This window comes from uncultured Corynebacterium sp., assembly GCF_947253065.1.
Lineage (GTDB): Bacteria > Actinomycetota > Actinomycetes > Mycobacteriales > Mycobacteriaceae > Corynebacterium.
Map to the genome: position 1 here is coordinate 1 of NZ_CAMXWS010000023.1, position 15980 is coordinate 15980.

At 60.9% G+C, this 15980-nt stretch carries 12 protein-coding genes and 1 pseudogene; 6 read left to right on the top strand and 7 right to left on the bottom strand.

The window, feature by feature from the left end:
- Window positions 1–725: pseudogene (locus Q0X21_RS06775) on the top strand (hypothetical protein); the annotation flags it as partial.
- A gap of 648 nt (window positions 726–1373) precedes the next feature.
- On the opposite strand, the gene Q0X21_RS06780 reads toward Q0X21_RS06775, so the two are convergent.
- Both Q0X21_RS06780 and Q0X21_RS06785 read right to left on the bottom strand, forming a co-directional pair.
- The gene (locus tag Q0X21_RS06780; protein WP_297851090.1) at window positions 1374–1697 is read right to left on the bottom strand and encodes a helix-turn-helix domain-containing protein; all 324 of its coding nucleotides are present in this window, start codon (window positions 1695–1697) and stop codon (window positions 1374–1376) included.
- An 89-nt stretch (window positions 1698–1786) separates the two neighbouring features.
- Window positions 1787–3169, bottom strand: a complete 1383-nt coding sequence (locus Q0X21_RS06785) for an FAD-dependent oxidoreductase (protein ID WP_297851091.1) — start codon at window positions 3167–3169, stop codon at window positions 1787–1789.
- A gap of 280 nt (window positions 3170–3449) precedes the next feature.
- On the opposite strand from Q0X21_RS06785, the gene pta reads away from it, so the two are divergent.
- Together pta and Q0X21_RS06795 are read left to right on the top strand one after the other, a co-directional pair.
- Complete coding sequence (gene pta / locus Q0X21_RS06790) at window positions 3450–4823, top strand: phosphate acetyltransferase (RefSeq protein WP_297851093.1); 1374 nt, start codon at window positions 3450–3452, stop codon at window positions 4821–4823.
- Window positions 4823–6022, top strand: a complete 1200-nt coding sequence (locus tag Q0X21_RS06795; RefSeq protein ID WP_297851094.1) for an acetate kinase — start codon at window positions 4823–4825, stop codon at window positions 6020–6022. The genes pta and Q0X21_RS06795 overlap by 1 nt, the downstream gene beginning before the upstream one ends.
- Here the strand turns inward: Q0X21_RS06795 and Q0X21_RS06800 are convergent.
- From Q0X21_RS06800 to Q0X21_RS06810, 3 genes are all read right to left on the bottom strand, one after another.
- The gene (locus Q0X21_RS06800) at window positions 6019–8535 is read right to left on the bottom strand and encodes a serine/threonine protein kinase (RefSeq protein WP_297851116.1); all 2517 of its coding nucleotides are present in this window, start codon (window positions 8533–8535) and stop codon (window positions 6019–6021) included. The genes Q0X21_RS06795 and Q0X21_RS06800 overlap by 4 nt on opposite strands.
- Before the next feature lie 92 nt (window positions 8536–8627).
- Window positions 8628–9650, bottom strand: coding sequence for a glutamate ABC transporter substrate-binding protein (locus Q0X21_RS06805; protein WP_297851096.1), 1023 nt, complete (start codon window positions 9648–9650; stop codon window positions 8628–8630).
- Entirely contained in the window at window positions 9650–11146 is a 1497-nt protein-coding gene (locus tag Q0X21_RS06810; protein WP_297851097.1) for a hypothetical protein, read from the bottom strand. Before Q0X21_RS06810 ends, Q0X21_RS06805 begins: the two co-directional genes overlap by 1 nt.
- Window positions 11147–11198: 52 nt before the next feature.
- On the opposite strand from Q0X21_RS06810, the gene Q0X21_RS06815 reads away from it, so the two are divergent.
- From Q0X21_RS06815 to Q0X21_RS06825, 3 genes are read left to right on the top strand one after another with little or no spacing between them, the layout of a single operon-like run.
- Window positions 11199–11663 (top strand): NUDIX domain-containing protein, encoded by a 465-nt coding sequence (locus tag Q0X21_RS06815; RefSeq protein WP_297851098.1) that lies wholly within the window; start codon window positions 11199–11201, stop codon window positions 11661–11663.
- Complete coding sequence (locus Q0X21_RS06820) at window positions 11656–12633, top strand: ABC transporter ATP-binding protein (RefSeq protein ID WP_297851099.1); 978 nt, start codon at window positions 11656–11658, stop codon at window positions 12631–12633. The genes Q0X21_RS06815 and Q0X21_RS06820 overlap by 8 nt, the downstream gene beginning before the upstream one ends.
- Window positions 12626–13372 carry an ABC transporter permease gene (locus Q0X21_RS06825; protein ID WP_297851100.1) on the top strand — a complete coding sequence of 249 codons (747 nt, stop codon included), beginning with the start codon at window positions 12626–12628 and terminating at the stop codon, window positions 13370–13372. Before Q0X21_RS06820 ends, Q0X21_RS06825 begins: the two co-directional genes overlap by 8 nt.
- A gap of 263 nt (window positions 13373–13635) precedes the next feature.
- On the opposite strand, the gene Q0X21_RS06830 is transcribed toward Q0X21_RS06825, so the two are convergent.
- Window positions 13636–15201 (bottom strand): phospholipase D-like domain-containing protein, encoded by a 1566-nt coding sequence (locus Q0X21_RS06830; protein ID WP_297851101.1) that lies wholly within the window; start codon window positions 15199–15201, stop codon window positions 13636–13638.
- Entirely contained in the window at window positions 15198–15980 is a 783-nt protein-coding gene (locus tag Q0X21_RS06835) for an exodeoxyribonuclease III (RefSeq protein ID WP_297851102.1), read from the bottom strand. The genes Q0X21_RS06830 and Q0X21_RS06835 overlap by 4 nt, the downstream gene beginning before the upstream one ends.

Consider the following 15980-nt stretch of genomic DNA (forward strand, 5'->3'; position numbering starts at 1 on the left):
GTACTGCTGAGATCGGTGAGGATGGCACCATCACGGTGACGCCGAACGAGGATGCGAAGCCGGGCGACAAGATTGTCGTTGAGGTCAAGGACAAGGACGGCAAGGTCATCGACACCATTAAGGTCAAGATCACGCCGCTCCCGCTGTCCAGCCGTGAGGGCTGCACCGAGGCTCTGGTTGGCTTTGGTTTGCCGCTGCTGGCTCTGATTCCGCTGGGTATTGCTTCCCAGACTGCGATCCCGGGTCTGCAGAACATTCAGGCTCAGGTTGGTCGTCAGATCCAGGATGCGAACACTGCTCTGCAGAACCAGCTCGGCATCATGGATCCGCGTCTGGCTAAGGCTGCCGCTGACTTCCAGGCACAGCTGAAGGGTGCAGGTGCAAACCTGGGCCACGTCCTGGGTGGTATTGCGGTTCTGGCTTACGGCATCGCTGCGATCACCACGATTGCAACTAAGTGCGATCCGGGTAACACCAATCTGAAGACCGAGGCTAACTCCTCGAGCATCTTCGGTCAGGGTTCCTCCTTCAAGTCTGAGACTGGCAAGGGCTCCTCGATCGAGAAGGGCGAGAACCAGGGTTCTTCTGAGGGCCAGGCCGAAGGCGAGGAAGGTTCCTCGCTGAAGGGCTCCAGCGACAAGGACAACGCTGATGCCGAGGCAGGCACTCCGGCTCCGGAAGCTCCGGCTGAGGAAGCTGAGGCAGGCAAGGACGCAGCTCAGTAAACCTGAGTAGCTCTCACCAGTTAGTGGTTGGTTCCACGGGACTAGCCACTGGCTTCGGCTAGTTCTTTAGAACAAAACACCGCCGATCCCTACCTGAATGGGTAGTGGGTCGGCGGTGTTTCTATTGCTTGGAAATGGGGGGAAGAGATGAATTGGCACTTTAGCTAGTTGGGGGACTGCACGGTCAAGGCGTCATGTGACAGATGCATCGTGTGAACGTCATGCGCTGTGAAGTGGTGCTGCGGCACATTCCAACAAATACCCAGGGTGTAATCGAAGCTGATTGCCTTTGGGTCTGGCGTTGGGGCGCGTGCATTCATGGAGGCGGTTGTTTCCGGTTGCGACTGTGTTGTTTCGTTGTGGGATTGCCGCCGTGTGTGGGGGCTGCGCATGACAAAGCCCCGAGAGCGGTTGGCACTGTGAAAAGTGCCGTGGTGCTGGTGGGGCTTAGGGGAGCTGGTGCTACTGGCGTAGCGGTGCTAGCGCGTTGCCTAGAACGAGTACTCGGGGTGGGAGGCGTTGACCGTGTCGTCCCACTCGACAGACTTCTTGTGTTCGCGGCCTTCGGCCTCGCCGAGGGTGCGTTCGGTGGTGTAGGGGCTTACTCCATCAACCGGCTTTGGCTTTACATTGCCAGTCGGGAGACATTTAGGAGACGTTCGCGTCAAGGTCGAGTGGAACGCGTGTGCCGTCGGCGCGTTTAACAAAGATTTTCAGGTCAGCGTTTAAGGCTTGGAGGTACTTCTGCAGCGTTTCTACACGAGCGGATGAAATGTTGCCGTGCTCGATCTGGGAGATTCTATTCTGGCCGACGCCGATTTTCCCCGCGAGTGAAACTTGGGTCATGCCGAGTTCTTCGCGGAGGGAACGGAGACGGTAAAGCTGGGTCTCCCGGTGCATCTCGGCCTTGATGCGGTCAATGTTCTTGCGGTTGCCGGGGCGCTTGGTGCGTCGCTGATCAAGGGTGCTCATTGTTCGCTCCTGATCGTGGTGGCTGGTGATCAAAAGAATAGTGGGGCCACGTTTCCGTGGCCCCACTGGGGATTGTTGCTGGTTGAACCCTAGATCGAGTACTCGGGGTGGGAGGCGTTGACCATGTCGTCCCATTCGACGATCTTCTTGCGTTCGCGGCCTTCGGCCTCGCCGAGGGCGCGTTCGGCGGCGTCGAGGTTGTGCCAGCCTTCCCAGGTGGTCACCTTGACGCCTTTGTTCTTGAGGTGGTCAAGGATGGCCTGGTCGTCGCGGTGTTCGGTGGGGGTGAGGGAGCCGGCACGGTAGTCGTCGAGAAGCATGGTGGTGGTGTCCTTGGCATCCGACTTAGTGTTGCCGATCAGGCCGACGGGGCCACGCTTGATCCAGCCGGTGGTGTACAAGCCGGGGACGATGTCGCCGCCGAATTCGGTGAGCACGTGGCCCTCATCGTTGGGGATGACGGCGCGGAGATCATCGAAAGGTACGCCCTTGATGGCATCGGAACGGTAGCCGACGGCGCGGTAAACAGCCTGGACATCCCAGGTGGTGGTCTCACCGGTGGCGGTCACGCCGCCATTGCCGTCGAGTTCGGTGCGCTCAGTGACAAAGCCAGTGACCTTGCCATCCTCACCGATGATCTCAACCGGGGATTCGAAGAAGTGGATGAACAGCTTGTGCGGGGCGCCCTTCGGGTCACGCATGGCGTAGCCCTCCAGGGTCTGGCAGACCAGGTCGACGCTTTTCGCTTCACGACGAGCCGCTTCCGACGCCTCGTCATAGTCGATATCCTCCGGGTCGACGATGACCTCGATGCTGTCGGAGTGGTCGAGCTCCTTGAGCTCCAGCGGGGAGAACTTCGCCTGAGCGGGGCCGCGGCGACCGAAGACGTGAATCTCCTTCGCGGCGGAGGCATTCAGATTGTCGTAGACATTGTCCGGGATCTCAGTGACCTTGAGCTCGTCCGCGGTCTTGGCCAGCACGCGGGCGATGTCAAGTGCGACATTGCCCACGCCGACGATGGCGATCTTCTCAGCGGTGAGGTCCCAATTGCGCTCAAAATCCGGGTTGCCGTCGTAGAAACCGACGAACTGGCCAGCGCCGTAGTGGCCGTCGAGCTCCGCGCCCGGGACATTCAGGTCGCGGTCGGCGGTAGCGCCGGTGGCGAAGACAACTGCGTCGTAGTACTCCTGCAGCTCCTCCACGGTGATGTCATTGCCCACATCCACATTGGCCAGTAGGCGGATCTCCGGCTTGTCCAGCACGTTGTGCAGGGACTTCACAATGCCTTTGATGCGAGGGTGGTCCGGTGCCACGCCGTAGCGGATCAGGCCGAAGGGGGCGGGCATGCGCTCAAAAAGATCGACGTGGACATCCACATCGGACTTGACCAGAAGGTCAGAGGCGTAAATGCCAGCGGGGCCGGAGCCCACGACGGCGACGCGGAGGGTGTTATCGGAAGCGGGAGTACTCATAAAGGTCGAACGTGTCCTTCCTGTTGCTTTTGTTGCTTTTTGCTGGTGTGCAAGATTTTGCGCAGTGATTCCTTGTTATTTCTAGTGACAGTATAGTCCATACAGCAAACAGATCTAGACCGAGTGGTCTTTTCAATTCAGACCGCTTGGTTTGTGCCTGGCTTCACTGTCTGTGCGCAGAGTCATAAAGACTGTTCATTGCGGTCATAGCTAGACTGGAAAAGAGCTGGATAAACCGCGAAGAGCTTGACTGAAAAGCTCGCGAGAAAGGATTTTCCATATGGCGACTAACAGGTCCGTTCTAATCACCGCTATTGGCTGCACACTCGATACGCAAGCGCAGGAAACACTCCAGGCGCTGGCAAACGAGAAGAGCTTGAAGCTCGTCCTTCTGGCAGAACAGGAGGCTGATGTTGCATCGATCGTGTCGGCGGACCTGCTCGCAGAGGGGGACAGCCTGATCGTCGGTACCGGCGACTACTCCTTCGATACCGAGGTGGCCACCGCACTTGGCGTGCCGGTCGTGCTGCTCACCGCAGAAGGTGCAGTGGATGCACCAGCTGCGCAGCTCGCGCTTGCGCGGATGGAAGAGCTGGGAGCGGTGGCACGTGGCGTCGATAAGCTTGATGCTTCTGTGCTCGATGCTGAAGAAGCCCGACAGATCATGTCGCCGGCTGTGTTTGAGAACTGGCTGATCACTCGCGCGAAGGAAAAGCGCGCGCACATCGTCCTGCCGGAGGGTGAGGATGACCGGATTTTGGAGGCCGCCCACCAGCTGCTCAAGTATGACGTGGCGGACCTGACCATTCTTGGTGTCAGCGATGATATTGCGCGCCGTGCCGACGAGCTGGGTCTGAACCTGTCGGGCGCGAACATTATCGACCACCTGAACTCCGAGCTGCTCGAGGAATTCGCTGCGGACTTCGCTGAGCTGCGGAAGAAGAAGGGCGTCACGCTTGAAGAGGCACGGGAGACCATGAAGGACATCTCCTACTTTGCCACCATGATGGTGCACAAGGGCCTTGCAGACGGCATGGTCTCTGGTGCTGCGCACACCACGGCACACACGATCAAGCCATCCTTCCAGATCATCAAGACCGCGCCGGGCGCATCGGTTGTGTCCTCGATCTTCCTCATGGTCATGCGCGACCGCCTGTGGGCATTCGGCGACTGTGCCGTGAACCCGAACCCGACCGCGGAGCAGATCGGTGAGATCGCTGTTGTCTCCGCGAAGACCGCAGCGCAGTTCGGGATCGACCCGAAGGTAGCTGTGCTGTCGTACTCCACCGGTTCCTCTGGCGCTGGCCCGGACGTGGAGCGCGCGGTTGCCGCAACGGAGAAGGCACGCGAGCTCGACCCGTCTCTGGCTGTGGACGGTCCGCTGCAGTTTGACGCTGCTGCGGATTATGGCGTGGGCAAGAAGAAAGCCCCGGATTCCCCGGTCGCGGGCCAGGCGAATGTCTTCGTCTTCCCCGACCTGGAGGCAGGCAATGCCGGTTACAAGATTGCGCAGCGCACTGGCGGCGCACTTGCCATCGGCCCCGTTTTGCAGGGTTTGAATAAACCGGTCAACGATCTGTCCCGCGGAGCGACCGTCGCCGATATTGTCAATACTGTCGCTATCACTGCTATTCAGGCGCAAGGAGCTAAATAATGGCGTACGCACTCGTGCTCAACTCCGGTTCCTCATCGATCAAATTCCAGATCGTTGATCCCACCGCTTCCGCTTCGGACCGGCCGTTTGTTTCCGGTCTGGTCGAGCGCATCGGCGAGCCGATTGGGCGCATCGCCATCAAGATTGAAGGCCGCCAGGTTGAGTCCAATATGCCCGTGCGCGATCACCGCGGCGGTCTGATGCTGGCCATCGCCATGCTCGACGCGAATGGTGTCGGCCCGACCCAGGTGGACATCGTCGCTTGCGGTCACCGCGTTGTTCACGGTGGTAACACCTTCACGGGGCCCGTGCTTGTCGACGACAAGGTCATCGACCAGATCCGCGACCTCGTCCCCCTCGCACCGCTGCACAACAGCGCCAATGTCGACGGCATTGAGGTGGCCCGCGACCTGCTGCCGAATGTCCCGCACGTTGCTGTGTTTGATACCAGCTTCTTCAGCGACCTGCCGGCGGCTGCAGCGAATTACGCGATCGACCTGGATGTTGCCCGCGAGCACCAGATCCGCCGCTATGGCTTCCACGGCACCTCCCACGAATTCGTCGCTGGTGAGGTCGCTGACCACCTGGGCACCACTGTTGAGGACCTCAACCAGATCGTCCTGCACCTGGGCAACGGTGCATCCGTTTCCGCCATCCGCGGTGGACATTCACTGGACACGTCCATGGGTCTGACCCCGCTGGAAGGCCTGGTCATGGGTACGCGTTCCGGTGATATTGATCCTGGCGTGATCTTCCACCTCAACCGCACCGCCGGCATGAGCGTCGACGACATCGATGACCTGCTCAACCGCCGTTCCGGCCTGAAGGGCTTGGCTGGTGTGAATGACTTCCGCGTGCTGCACGAGAAGATCGAGCAGGGCGATGAGAAGGCCAAGCTGGCTTACGACGTGTACGTTCACCGCCTCCGGCACTACATCGGCGCTTACATGGTCACCTTGGGCAAGGTGGACACCATTACGTTCACCGCTGGTGTTGGGGAGAATGCCGAACAGATGCGCAAGGATGCCCTGGCTGGTCTGGAGAACTTTGGCATCAAGCTTGATGAGGAGAAGAACGCCACCGGCTCCGGCCCGCGCATCGTGTCGGCTGATGACTCCGCCGTCAAGGTGCTGGTCGTGCCCACCAATGAAGAGCTTGCTATCGCCCGCAAGTCCGCGGAGATGGCCCAGGCTCTCTAGAACCAGGTCGCCGGGCGCACCTTATTCGCGGTGTCCACCAGCGCATAGCGGTGGCGGGCGAAGGGTGCGCGGCGGGCCTGTTCACGCAGGGTGATTGCTAGGCCACGGCGGAGATCCTTGATGGTGAATTCGTATTCAAACAGGTGATTTCGCCCCGTTGCGGCTGATGCGCCGGAATCACGCAGGAATGTCAACGCCGCACGTAAAACGGCCACTTTGATCTGCAGCAGGCGTGGCTCGTTGGTGGGGATTTCTTCCAGGCGGCGGGCGGCACGCCGGATGCGGGACTCGGTCAGTTTGTCGCTGACCAGGTACAAGATCGTGGTCAGTTTTGCCATGCGCTGGTGGCGCGATTGCTGGGGGACCTTGTCCAGTGCGGCGACGGCCATTTCCACCTCACCCTCGTACATCAACTGTCGAGCCAGACCGAAAGCGGAAGAGACCGTGGTCGGGTTCGCGGCCCACACCAGGGCATAAAGCCGCATGGTATTCAATCGCAGCGTGGCCGGATGAGTGGTCACGTGCGACCAGTGTGGGGAGACAACACCGGCTTTTTCCTGGGTGGTGAAATAGGAATTAGGCAGCTCACCCAGATCGGTGCGGATGGAGCTGAGGTGGCGGGCGAGTTTGTCGTCGATAAGCTGTTGCTGCTGTAGCCCGGTTTCTTGGAGGAGGAGCTCGTCCACGGCGGCGAGCGCGAGTTTGGGGGCGGCCTCGCCGGGGACGATGTCGAGGACGATCGAGAAATTCTTCTGCGCAGCCTCGAAATCGCCGTGGATGAGCTCGGTCAGCGCGAGGTACCAGTGGTAGCGCCAATTATTGCGCAGCGGCCCATCCAGCTGAGCGAGCCACTGCTGTGCTTGTGTGGTCAATCCCAGGTCAAGCATGGTGCGCGCCACCGCGAAGGGGATCTCCGCGGAATCGGCGTACTCGGTGGTCTGCAGCGCTTGGCGGAGAGTTTCCAAAGTCTCCTGTGGCTCCGCGTATGAGGTACCGGAGAGCATGCCGGCGCCGACATCCGTGCGGTCGATGAGGGGAGTGGGAAGGCTTGAGACCACTTCGGTGGGGGTGATCTCGACGGTGCGGTCGATGCCGTCGATAAGTTGATCCGTGCGGAAGACTAGGTGCTTTGTGCCGAACGTCTTACGCTGCGGGGAGAACAACGAATGCTGCGCCGGATGGTCGATGCCATCGCGTAATGCGATCACTTCGCGCAACACCCCAAGCAGCTGGACCTCGAGTTCTTCGACGCTGCGGAAACGCTGCTCCGGATCCGGGTGACAGCAGCGCGCGAGCAGACGGTAGAAGGAAATGTAGCGGCGCAATGTCGGCGACTCACTCGGGGTGGGCAGCTCGTGGAGGAACACGCCGTCCTTCTTCGGAAGATCCAACGTGAGTGCTGCGAGCGTGCGGCCAATGGTGTAGATATCGCTGGCGATCGACGGGCCCTGGCTTGCGACCTCTGGTGCCTGGTAGCCCTTCGTGCCATAAATGAATCCGTAGGCGCCGATGCCGCTTACCGCGCCCAGGTCAATCAGCTTGATCTGGTCCTCGGAGACAATGATGTTGTCCGGCTTTAAGTCGTTGTACACCACGCCACGGCTATGCAGGTACCCCAGCGCGGGAAGCACCTCGAGGATGAACGCGATCGCCTCATCAATAGGCAACAGGTGCGTGGGTTGCTCATTGCGCCTTTCGCGTAACGACGGCCCACCCACGAACTCCATCACAATGAAGCCCTCGTCAACCCTGGGGTCGTCGATGAAGTTGAAAATCTTCACAATGCCCGGGTGCGTAATATCCGCCAGGAATTCACGCTCCGCCGCCGCAGCTGCTGCCTCGTCCGCGCTCTTTTCTGCCTGCATGCCTTTGAGGACCACCACGCGGCCTGCCACATAGTGGTCCTGCGCCAGGTAGATCCAGCCCATACCGCCGTGGGCGATCACACCTTGGATCTCATACTGGCCGGCGACAATATCGCCCTTGTGCAGCTGCGGTGCGGGGATCTTCTTATTCACGATCGCATTCGTGGGGTCCTTGATCGCATCCTTCGGATCAACCGGATCCACCCACGGCAGCTCCACCATGCCGTCCGCCACGCTGCGTGTGGCACGCTTTGCACCGCGCAATTCACGGAACGTGTCCAGCGCCTGCTTGCGTGCCCGCTCACTCGTACTCGCCTGCGCACGCGCGAGCGCTTCCTGCTGCGCCTTGGCCAGCGCTTCCTTCTCCGCATTCGCCGCCTGCGCACGCTGCACCTGGCCCGCGCGCAGAGCACCTAAGTCCTTGAGCAGCCCCGCATACTCGCCGTCACTGCCATGAATATCGGGCACATGGGTGCTGTCGGTGGACTCTTCATCATCATCGTCCGCGAAGGGATCGAAGGCGACAGCGGCGGTGGCTTCGGGCTCGTCTTCATCGTCCGCGAAGGGATCGAAAGCCACGGCCGCGGTGGCTTGAGGCTCCTCGGTTTCGACCTCTTCTTTTTCCTCCGGGCGGACGTGCTCGGTCACCTGGTCGATATCACCGTGGTCGTACCAGGACAGCCAATCATCATCATCGCTGGCTGGGCTCTCATGCTGCTCAGGTGTAGTTGGGCGGTCGGTCACGGCTGGTCTCCTTCCGCGGGTGTCTCCTCGGGACGGTACTTCGGGGCGGGGGCGGAGCGGTCAGCAATGTGCGGGCTCAGCCACTGGTTAAACATCCGGTTCCAGGTGCCATCACGACGGATCCGCTCAAGCGTCTCATTGACCTGGCGGGTCAACCCGTCCTGTCCCTTCGGGATTCCCACCGAATACTGCTGGTTCGCTACCGCATCACCAGTCACCTGAGTCAATGGGTCTTGGGCGGCGGCACCGGCGAGGATCGTTTCGTCGCCAAGCAGTGCTCCCGTTTGGAATTGCTGCAGCGCCATGAGACAGTCCGTCCATGTGCGCGTGCGCAGGATCTCCTGGTCGGGGAAAGTGCGTCGCGCCATGTCCACCACATTCGAGCCGTCGGCGACACAGATGCGCTCATCCGTGATGTCACTGGCCGAGGTAATGCCGGATGACGTGGGCACAAGCATGCGCACGCTCGAATCCAGGTATGGGGCGGAAAAGTCGATCAGGTCCAGACGCTTCTGCGTGATCGACATCGTGCGCACCACAATATCCACGTGGTCGGACACGAGTGCCTCCGTGCGCATCGTCGAATCAATGAAGCGGAAATCCACCTTGTCCGGGTCCCCGAAAATATCGCGGGCGATCTCCCGGGCCAGGTCCACCTCAAAGCCCTTCAGCTCACCGGTGGCGTTATCGCGGAAACTGAGCAGGTACTGCGACTGGTCCACACCCACGATGATGCGGCCACGCTTCACGATCTCCGGGATCCGCTCCTCCGGCTTTTTATCGTCTGGACGGAGTGATCCAGGCCAGTCAACATCGGCGCTGGCCTCACCTGGGGTCTCACCCGGCTGGTCCAAGTGCGCGCCGGGCGGGAAAAGCTCATTGTGGCTTAACCGTTCGCCTTTCAGTTCCGGTGTCGGTGCTGGGGGAGGGGCACACGCCGAAAGCAGGACGCCGGTGCAGGCAGTGAGGGCGAGGAGCGTGCGGTATGGATAAGCGTGTTTCTTAAAAATGCGCGACATCACAAGTACTCCTGAACTCGCGGACGAGCGCCCACCCACACCATGATGATCGCGCCCAGCATGAGAATCATGATGCCCTCCGAGACATGGCGCGTGGTGCCCAAGGCGTCACTGATGTGGTCGCGGAGCTGGAAGCGCGACGTGGAGATCAGATCTGCCAACGTCTCATCCAGCACCGAGAAAGCCGTGCGGGAGGTCTGCTCGTCGCCGTCCGCGGCGAGACTGACCGCCTTGTCATAATCGCCGGACTGCAGCGCTTCCATCATCTCCGCGTGCGCGGTGCTCCAATTCGACAGTGCATTGCGCGCAGCCGTGACTGCATCCAGATTCGAATCCGTCGCGATCGCATCCAGCGCCGTAGAAACTTCCGCCACCGTGTCATTCATCGACGCCTTGCGGTTCTGCGCATTACGCGTGAGCAGCGTGACCGTCTCCGCCGTGCGCATCTCCTGGGCCGCGGTACGGGCGACAGTCAACTGCTCATACGGGCGTGCCGTACTCGCGAAATCGTGCTGCGAGATATTCCACGCCGCCATATTTGATGCGCCCAACCAAATGATCGTGACCAACGACAAAGCCGTAGCCACCAAGAAGCCCTTGTTCAGGCGGCGGCGGAACATGAGCCACAGCACCCACTGCGCGATGGCCAATGCGATCAACGCGGCCAGCAAGCCCGACAGTGGCACCAGCTGCGCGCCGGTGAGACGCTCCATCTCGTGCTCCACCTGGTCACGCGTGATGTCCAGAATCACCTGCGCCTTAACCAGCATCTTCGAGTGCATCAGCGTGCTCGCCTGCGACATATACGCCACACCCAGTGGGTTGCCCACGCGCTGATTCGCCTGCGCACGCTCCATCAGGCCGGTGTACTGCGGCATCAGTCTTTGGATATCGCGCACCAGATCTTGCACGCGCTCGGTGTCCTCCGCGCGTGTTTGCACACTGCCACGCAGCACCTCATCGGCCGCGACCACCGCTGCATCAATGGCCTCCTGGTATCCCAGGTGCGATTCCGCGGTTTGCAGGCCCGGCTGAATGAACGATGTCGTGGCCAACGTGTCCGCCTGACTCATGCTCGTGTACAGCGTGTGCGCCGAATCGCTCATCGGCTCGGTGGCATTCAACAGCGTCTGCAATTCCGACTCACGGCTCGCGGCCGCCTGGGATGCCGAAGACGCGCCGGCGAACATCAGCAGGGTCAGCACCACCAGCATGAGCAAAAGCTTGCCCACGGTCGACGTGATGAACCCCCAGGCTTCGCCCACCCAACGGCCGGTGCCACCCATGTACTCAGCCAACCGGGTGCGCAGACCACGCAAGCCCTTCTGTGGTGGGGTTTCCTCCAACAGGTCCAGCCACGCATCCTCATGCTCAACGAGCTCTTCCGGACGGGCCTTTGACTTCCGCGGAGTGAAGCGGGGCAATTTCGCGCGGACACGCGCAGGTTCAGTGGCAGTCGCTCCTGCCGCCTTGTCCCGTGACTGTCCCCGCGCCATTGCCCCAGAATAGCGCACCACAGTGGTTCACCCAGCCGTTAGACTGGTCCGCATGGAAGGTGACGGCAACGGGTGGGTCGACGGCCCCGGCGGCAAGCGCGTGTGGGGCAAATACGGTGCGGCAGGACTATTCCTCCGCGCCGGGGACACGGTGCTGCTTCAGCACCGTGCGCACTGGGTCGCAGACGGCGGGACCTGGGCACTTCCCGGCGGTGCGCGTGATTCGCACGAGACTGCTGAGCAGGCAGCGCTGCGCGAAACGGTGGAGGAATGCGGGATTGACACCTCTCTCGTTGAGGTGGAACAAGCCATCGTCACCGCTGGCGAGGAGCCTGGCTGGACCTACACCACCGTCATGGCCCACACCACGACTGGTGAGCCGATTGAGCTTGAGCCCAACGCAGAATCTATGGAGCTTGTTTGGGTTCCGCTGGACAAGATCAGGGAGTATGAGCTGCACCGGGGGTTTGAGTCGTCGTTAAGCGTGCTTTTGTGGCACGCTGAATCGCATGATTGACGTACAAAACCTGACCAAACAATATGGGCAGGTCCGCGCCGTGGACGACCTGACTTTCCAGGTCGAGCCCGGCGTGGTCACCGGCTTCCTCGGGCCAAACGGCGCAGGCAAATCCACGACGATGCGCATGATCCTCGGCCTGGACACGCCCACAGCGGGCACCGCGCTTATCGACGGAGCACCCTACCGCTCCCTTGCCAACCCCCTGACCAAGGTCGGTGCGCTGCTGGACGCCAAGGCGATCCACCCGAACCGCTCCGCCCGAAATGCGCTGCTGTGGCAGGCACAGGCCTCGGGCATCCCGGCCTCGCGCGTTGATGAGGTGCTGGACTTGGTTGGCCTGACCTCTGTGGCCGATAAGAAGGCCGGTGGCTTCTCGCTTGGCATGGGCCAGCGCCTCGGCATTGCTGCTGCAATGCTCGGCGACCCTGAGTACCTGATTCTTGACGAGCCCGTCAACGGCCTCGACCCCGAGGGGATCCGCTGGGTCCGCGAACTACTGCGTCGTTTTGCCGCTGAAGGTCGCACCGTGCTTGTGTCCTCGCACCTGCTTGCTGAGATGGCGCAGACCGCTGACCGCCTGGTGGTGATTGGCAAGGGTCGCCTCGTTGCCTCCGGTTCGGTGCACGACTTCATCAAGGAAAACTCCGCCGTGACCACCATCGTGCGTACCCCGCACCTGGAGGAGTTCTCCTCCACTCTGGGCACCGAGGGCATCGGGTTCACTCAGTCCGTCGACCTCGATGGCCGTCCTGTCCTTGAGATTCCTGGTCAGGTTTGCGAAGACATCGGCGCCTTGGCGTTTTCTGCAGGCGTCATGCTCACCGAGCTTTCCGAGCGCCGCGCCTCCCTCGAAGACGCCTACATCCGCCGCACCGAGAGCGCTGTCGAGTACCAGACCGGGATGCCTGCGGAGCCCGCTGCTGGTCCTGCCGCCTTCGATTCCATGACGGGAGATCACCATGCTTAATACAATGCTTTCCGAATGGACGAAACTCCGCACCACCGCCTCGTTCTGGTGGACCTCCGGCCTAATCCTGGCCATCTCGCTTGGCTCCACGATCCTGATGGCAGCACTGGACAACCCCGAGATTCCCACGTACGGCGGCGCCATGGCCGTTGCCGGCTTCAACTCCCTGGGCCTGATGATCCTGATCATCCAGGCCATCATGGTGGTCACCACCGAATACCGGTTCAAAGTGAATTCCACCAGCTTCACCCTCACCCCGCGTCGGTGGCAGGTGGCACTGTCGAAGTTGTTGGTCTACGGCCTTTTTGCCGCGATTTTCTCGTTTGTGACCATTCTGCTGTGCTTCATCATCGGTGACCTGATCGCAGCTAACCCGATCGAGTGGACCGACAATGTCTTTGTCTCCCGCTCCCTCTGGGCGATCCCCCTGAGCGCGTTTGTCGCCGTGGTTCTCGCCCAAGGTCTGGGTTGGATCGTGCGCAGCACCGCCGGTGCGCTGGCCCTTTACCTCGGTTGGCAGTTGGTCCTCGAGCCCATGCTCGCTTTCATTCCGCGCGTCGGGTCCAAGATCCAGACCTACGCGCCGTTTACCAACCTGACCTTCTTCATGCAGAACTTCCAGAACCCGGGCATTAACGGCCAGCCCCTCGAACTATGGGCCTCCTTCGGCCTGTTTGCCGTGTGGGCAGTGGTTCTTTACGGCATCGGTCTGCTCCTCCTGGAGCACCGCGACGCCTAGGCGTCAACCCGTAAGAAACGGCTTCACCTGCGGACGGGATTTTCCCGCCGCAGGTTTTCTCTCTCCCGACCGCTTCCTCCTACCTTCCGCCGCGGATCGGCGCGCTTTCAGAGATCGCTGGTGAACGATTTAACAGTGTGGGCAGTGCCAAACTTTGAAGGAAACGTCGCTACCTGCGCTTATGCGGGACGGCGCATGTGGGCGATGTCGAATCGTTCACACGCTGGTCCGCGCCGCGACGCCTAAGCATCAGACAGCGCCAGCTACTGAAGCGCTGAGGTCAATTTGAGCACGTTGTCGATGTAGCGGCGGAACCAGGACCGCTGCTCCCATTCTTCGAGTGTGAGCTCGTGGGAGACGGAGAGGTAGGCGGCGGCGAGGTCGCACAGCTGGGTGATCAGGGGACCGCCCAAGACGAACAGGCTGTTCTCGTAGTTGAGGGAGAACGAGCGCATATCCATGTTCGAGCTGCCCATGATGGCGATTTCGTGCAGGTCGGCGGCGGTCGCAGCTTCAGGGGTGGAGCTGGCTTTGGGGGAGCCTTCGAAGGCTTCCGGATCGGACTGCTCCGCAGGGCCGTCCGCCCAGACGACAGGGTCAGCGATAGCGAACTTGGAGTGGAGAACGTAGGGGGCGGGGAACTGCCAGATGTGGACGCCGGCCTCGAGAAGTTGCTGGTAATAAGCCGACTGAGCGTGATGGACCATGAACTGGTCGGCCTTTTCGCCAACCAATAGATCCACACGAACACCGCGGTAGCAGGCAGTGGTGATGGCTTCGAGCATGGAATCATCCGGCACGAAATACGGCGAGCACAGCACCAACCGCTCGCGTGCATGGTGGATGAGGGTGTTGAACATCCGCAGGTTCGGTTCCGTCGAATAACCAGGCCCGGAGGGGATGAGCTGCAGGACGTTCTGGTCGTGGGTGGCCTCAGGGGTCTCGTCGTGGGGCTGGGTGATCTCGATGACTTCGCCAGATTCGGTGTACCAATCAACGGCGAACATGGATTCCAGCGACGCGACAATGGGGCCGGTGAGCTCCACAAACGAGTCGACCCATTGGCGGCCCTTCTTCACGTGGTTGCGCATCAGGTAGGACCGGTCGATGAGGTTGAAAGATCCCATCATGGCCACGCGGTCGTCGATGATGATGAGCTTGCGGTGATTGCGCAGGTCAGGTCGGCGGAAGCGCCATTGCAGCGGCAGGAGCGGCAGCATGAGGTGCCATTCGATTCCGGCGGCGGTCAGGCGCCGCTTGAACTTCCGGAACCCGGGGTATTTCTGGGAGCCGATGTGGTCAAACATCACGCGTACTTTGACGCCGCGGGCAACGGCGCGTTCCATCGCTTCGAAGACGGGGGCAGTCGTTTTGTCCCAGGCTTGGGCGTAGATTTCGACGTGGACGTGGGAGCGGGAGGCGTCGATAAGTTCGGCGATGCGAAGCATCGTTTTTCGGTAGTCGCTCCACAGCGCTTTCGCGTGCCCGTCGAGCGCGGGGTACCCGGTGAGCGTGCGGTTGAGGTGCGCCATCGAGGCGACATCGCCGGAGATGCGCATGCCGTCGGGAATGTCCGGGATGTCTTCGTGGACGTCGTTGATCTCGGCATTTGCTTCGCGTTGGATGCGGTGGCGGCGCCGCGATAGGTACGTCGAGCCGAAGAAGAAATACAGCGGCAGGCCGAAGAACGGGATGAGGAGAATGACCAGCAGCCACGCGTTGGCGCTCGACGGCTTCCGGTTTTCAGGGATGACACCGATGACAACAAATTTGATCGTGTAATCCACGATCATGAGGATCAGTTGCCAGGTGGATACGTCAGGGATCATCGGACGTCGTCGATAAGCGTGCGCGAGATGTCATAATCCGCGACGACAGGTGCGTGGTCAGAGGCACCCTTGCCTTCGCGCTCATGCTTATCGACGAACCCCCTTCCCTCCATTCCCGTCAACTGGAAATCAATGAGCATGCCTTCATTTTTTTGGAAGCGCATGGCTTTGTAATCCCAGTATGAATACGGCTCCTCGTGGGTGATGGGTGCAAGCCCGGATTCGAGGAGATTGGCAAAGGCCGCGCGCTCCGGCTCCGTCACGTGGGTTTTGCCTTCGAAGAACGCGCGATTCCAAACGTCCTTGTCTCTTGGTGCGATGTTGTAATCACCGCAGAAGACCTGCGGCGTTCCTGGCTTAACTACTTCGGCGAGACGCCACAGGTACTCGAGTTTGTAGTCGTAATGACGGTCGCCGATCTCACGACCGTTCGGGATATACAGGCTCCAGACCTCCACGCCGCCACAGTTCGCGCCGACTGCTCGGGCCTCACGGTTCTGTGGTTCTTCGGGGTCTTTATGGAAGCCGGGCTGGTTAGGGAAGTGGTCCCTGACGTCCTTGAGACCGACGCGGGAGATCAGTGCCACGCCATTCCACTGGTGGTATCCGACATGCGCGACCTCGTAGCCTGCCGCTTCAAATGCCGAATACGGGAATTTGTCATCCGCGCACTTAGTTTCCTGCATGGCCAAAACGTCCACGTCATTGCGCTCCAAAAACGCGATGGCGCGGTCGACGCGTGTGCGCACCGAGTTGATGTTCCACGTGGCAATTCGCAT

Coding starts and splice junctions, on each gene's coding strand:
- Q0X21_RS06835 (WP_297851102.1), bottom strand. CDS start 15,980: ATGCGAATTGCCACGTGGAACATCAACTCGGTGCGCACACGCGTCGAC.
- Q0X21_RS06780 (WP_297851090.1), bottom strand. CDS start 1,697: ATGAGCACCCTTGATCAGCGACGCACCAAGCGCCCCGGCAACCGCAAG.
- Q0X21_RS06830 (WP_297851101.1), bottom strand. CDS start 15,201: ATGATCCCTGACGTATCCACCTGGCAACTGATCCTCATGATCGTGGAT.
- Q0X21_RS06785 (WP_297851091.1), bottom strand. CDS start 3,169: ATGAGTACTCCCGCTTCCGATAACACCCTCCGCGTCGCCGTCGTGGGC.
- pta (WP_297851093.1), top strand. CDS start 3,450: ATGGCGACTAACAGGTCCGTTCTAATCACCGCTATTGGCTGCACACTC.
- Q0X21_RS06805 (WP_297851096.1), bottom strand. CDS start 9,650: ATGTCGCGCATTTTTAAGAAACACGCTTATCCATACCGCACGCTCCTC.
- Q0X21_RS06795 (WP_297851094.1), top strand. CDS start 4,823: ATGGCGTACGCACTCGTGCTCAACTCCGGTTCCTCATCGATCAAATTC.
- Q0X21_RS06815 (WP_297851098.1), top strand. CDS start 11,199: ATGGAAGGTGACGGCAACGGGTGGGTCGACGGCCCCGGCGGCAAGCGC.
- Q0X21_RS06825 (WP_297851100.1), top strand. CDS start 12,626: ATGCTTAATACAATGCTTTCCGAATGGACGAAACTCCGCACCACCGCC.
- Q0X21_RS06810 (WP_297851097.1), bottom strand. CDS start 11,146: ATGGCGCGGGGACAGTCACGGGACAAGGCGGCAGGAGCGACTGCCACT.
- Q0X21_RS06820 (WP_297851099.1), top strand. CDS start 11,656: ATGATTGACGTACAAAACCTGACCAAACAATATGGGCAGGTCCGCGCC.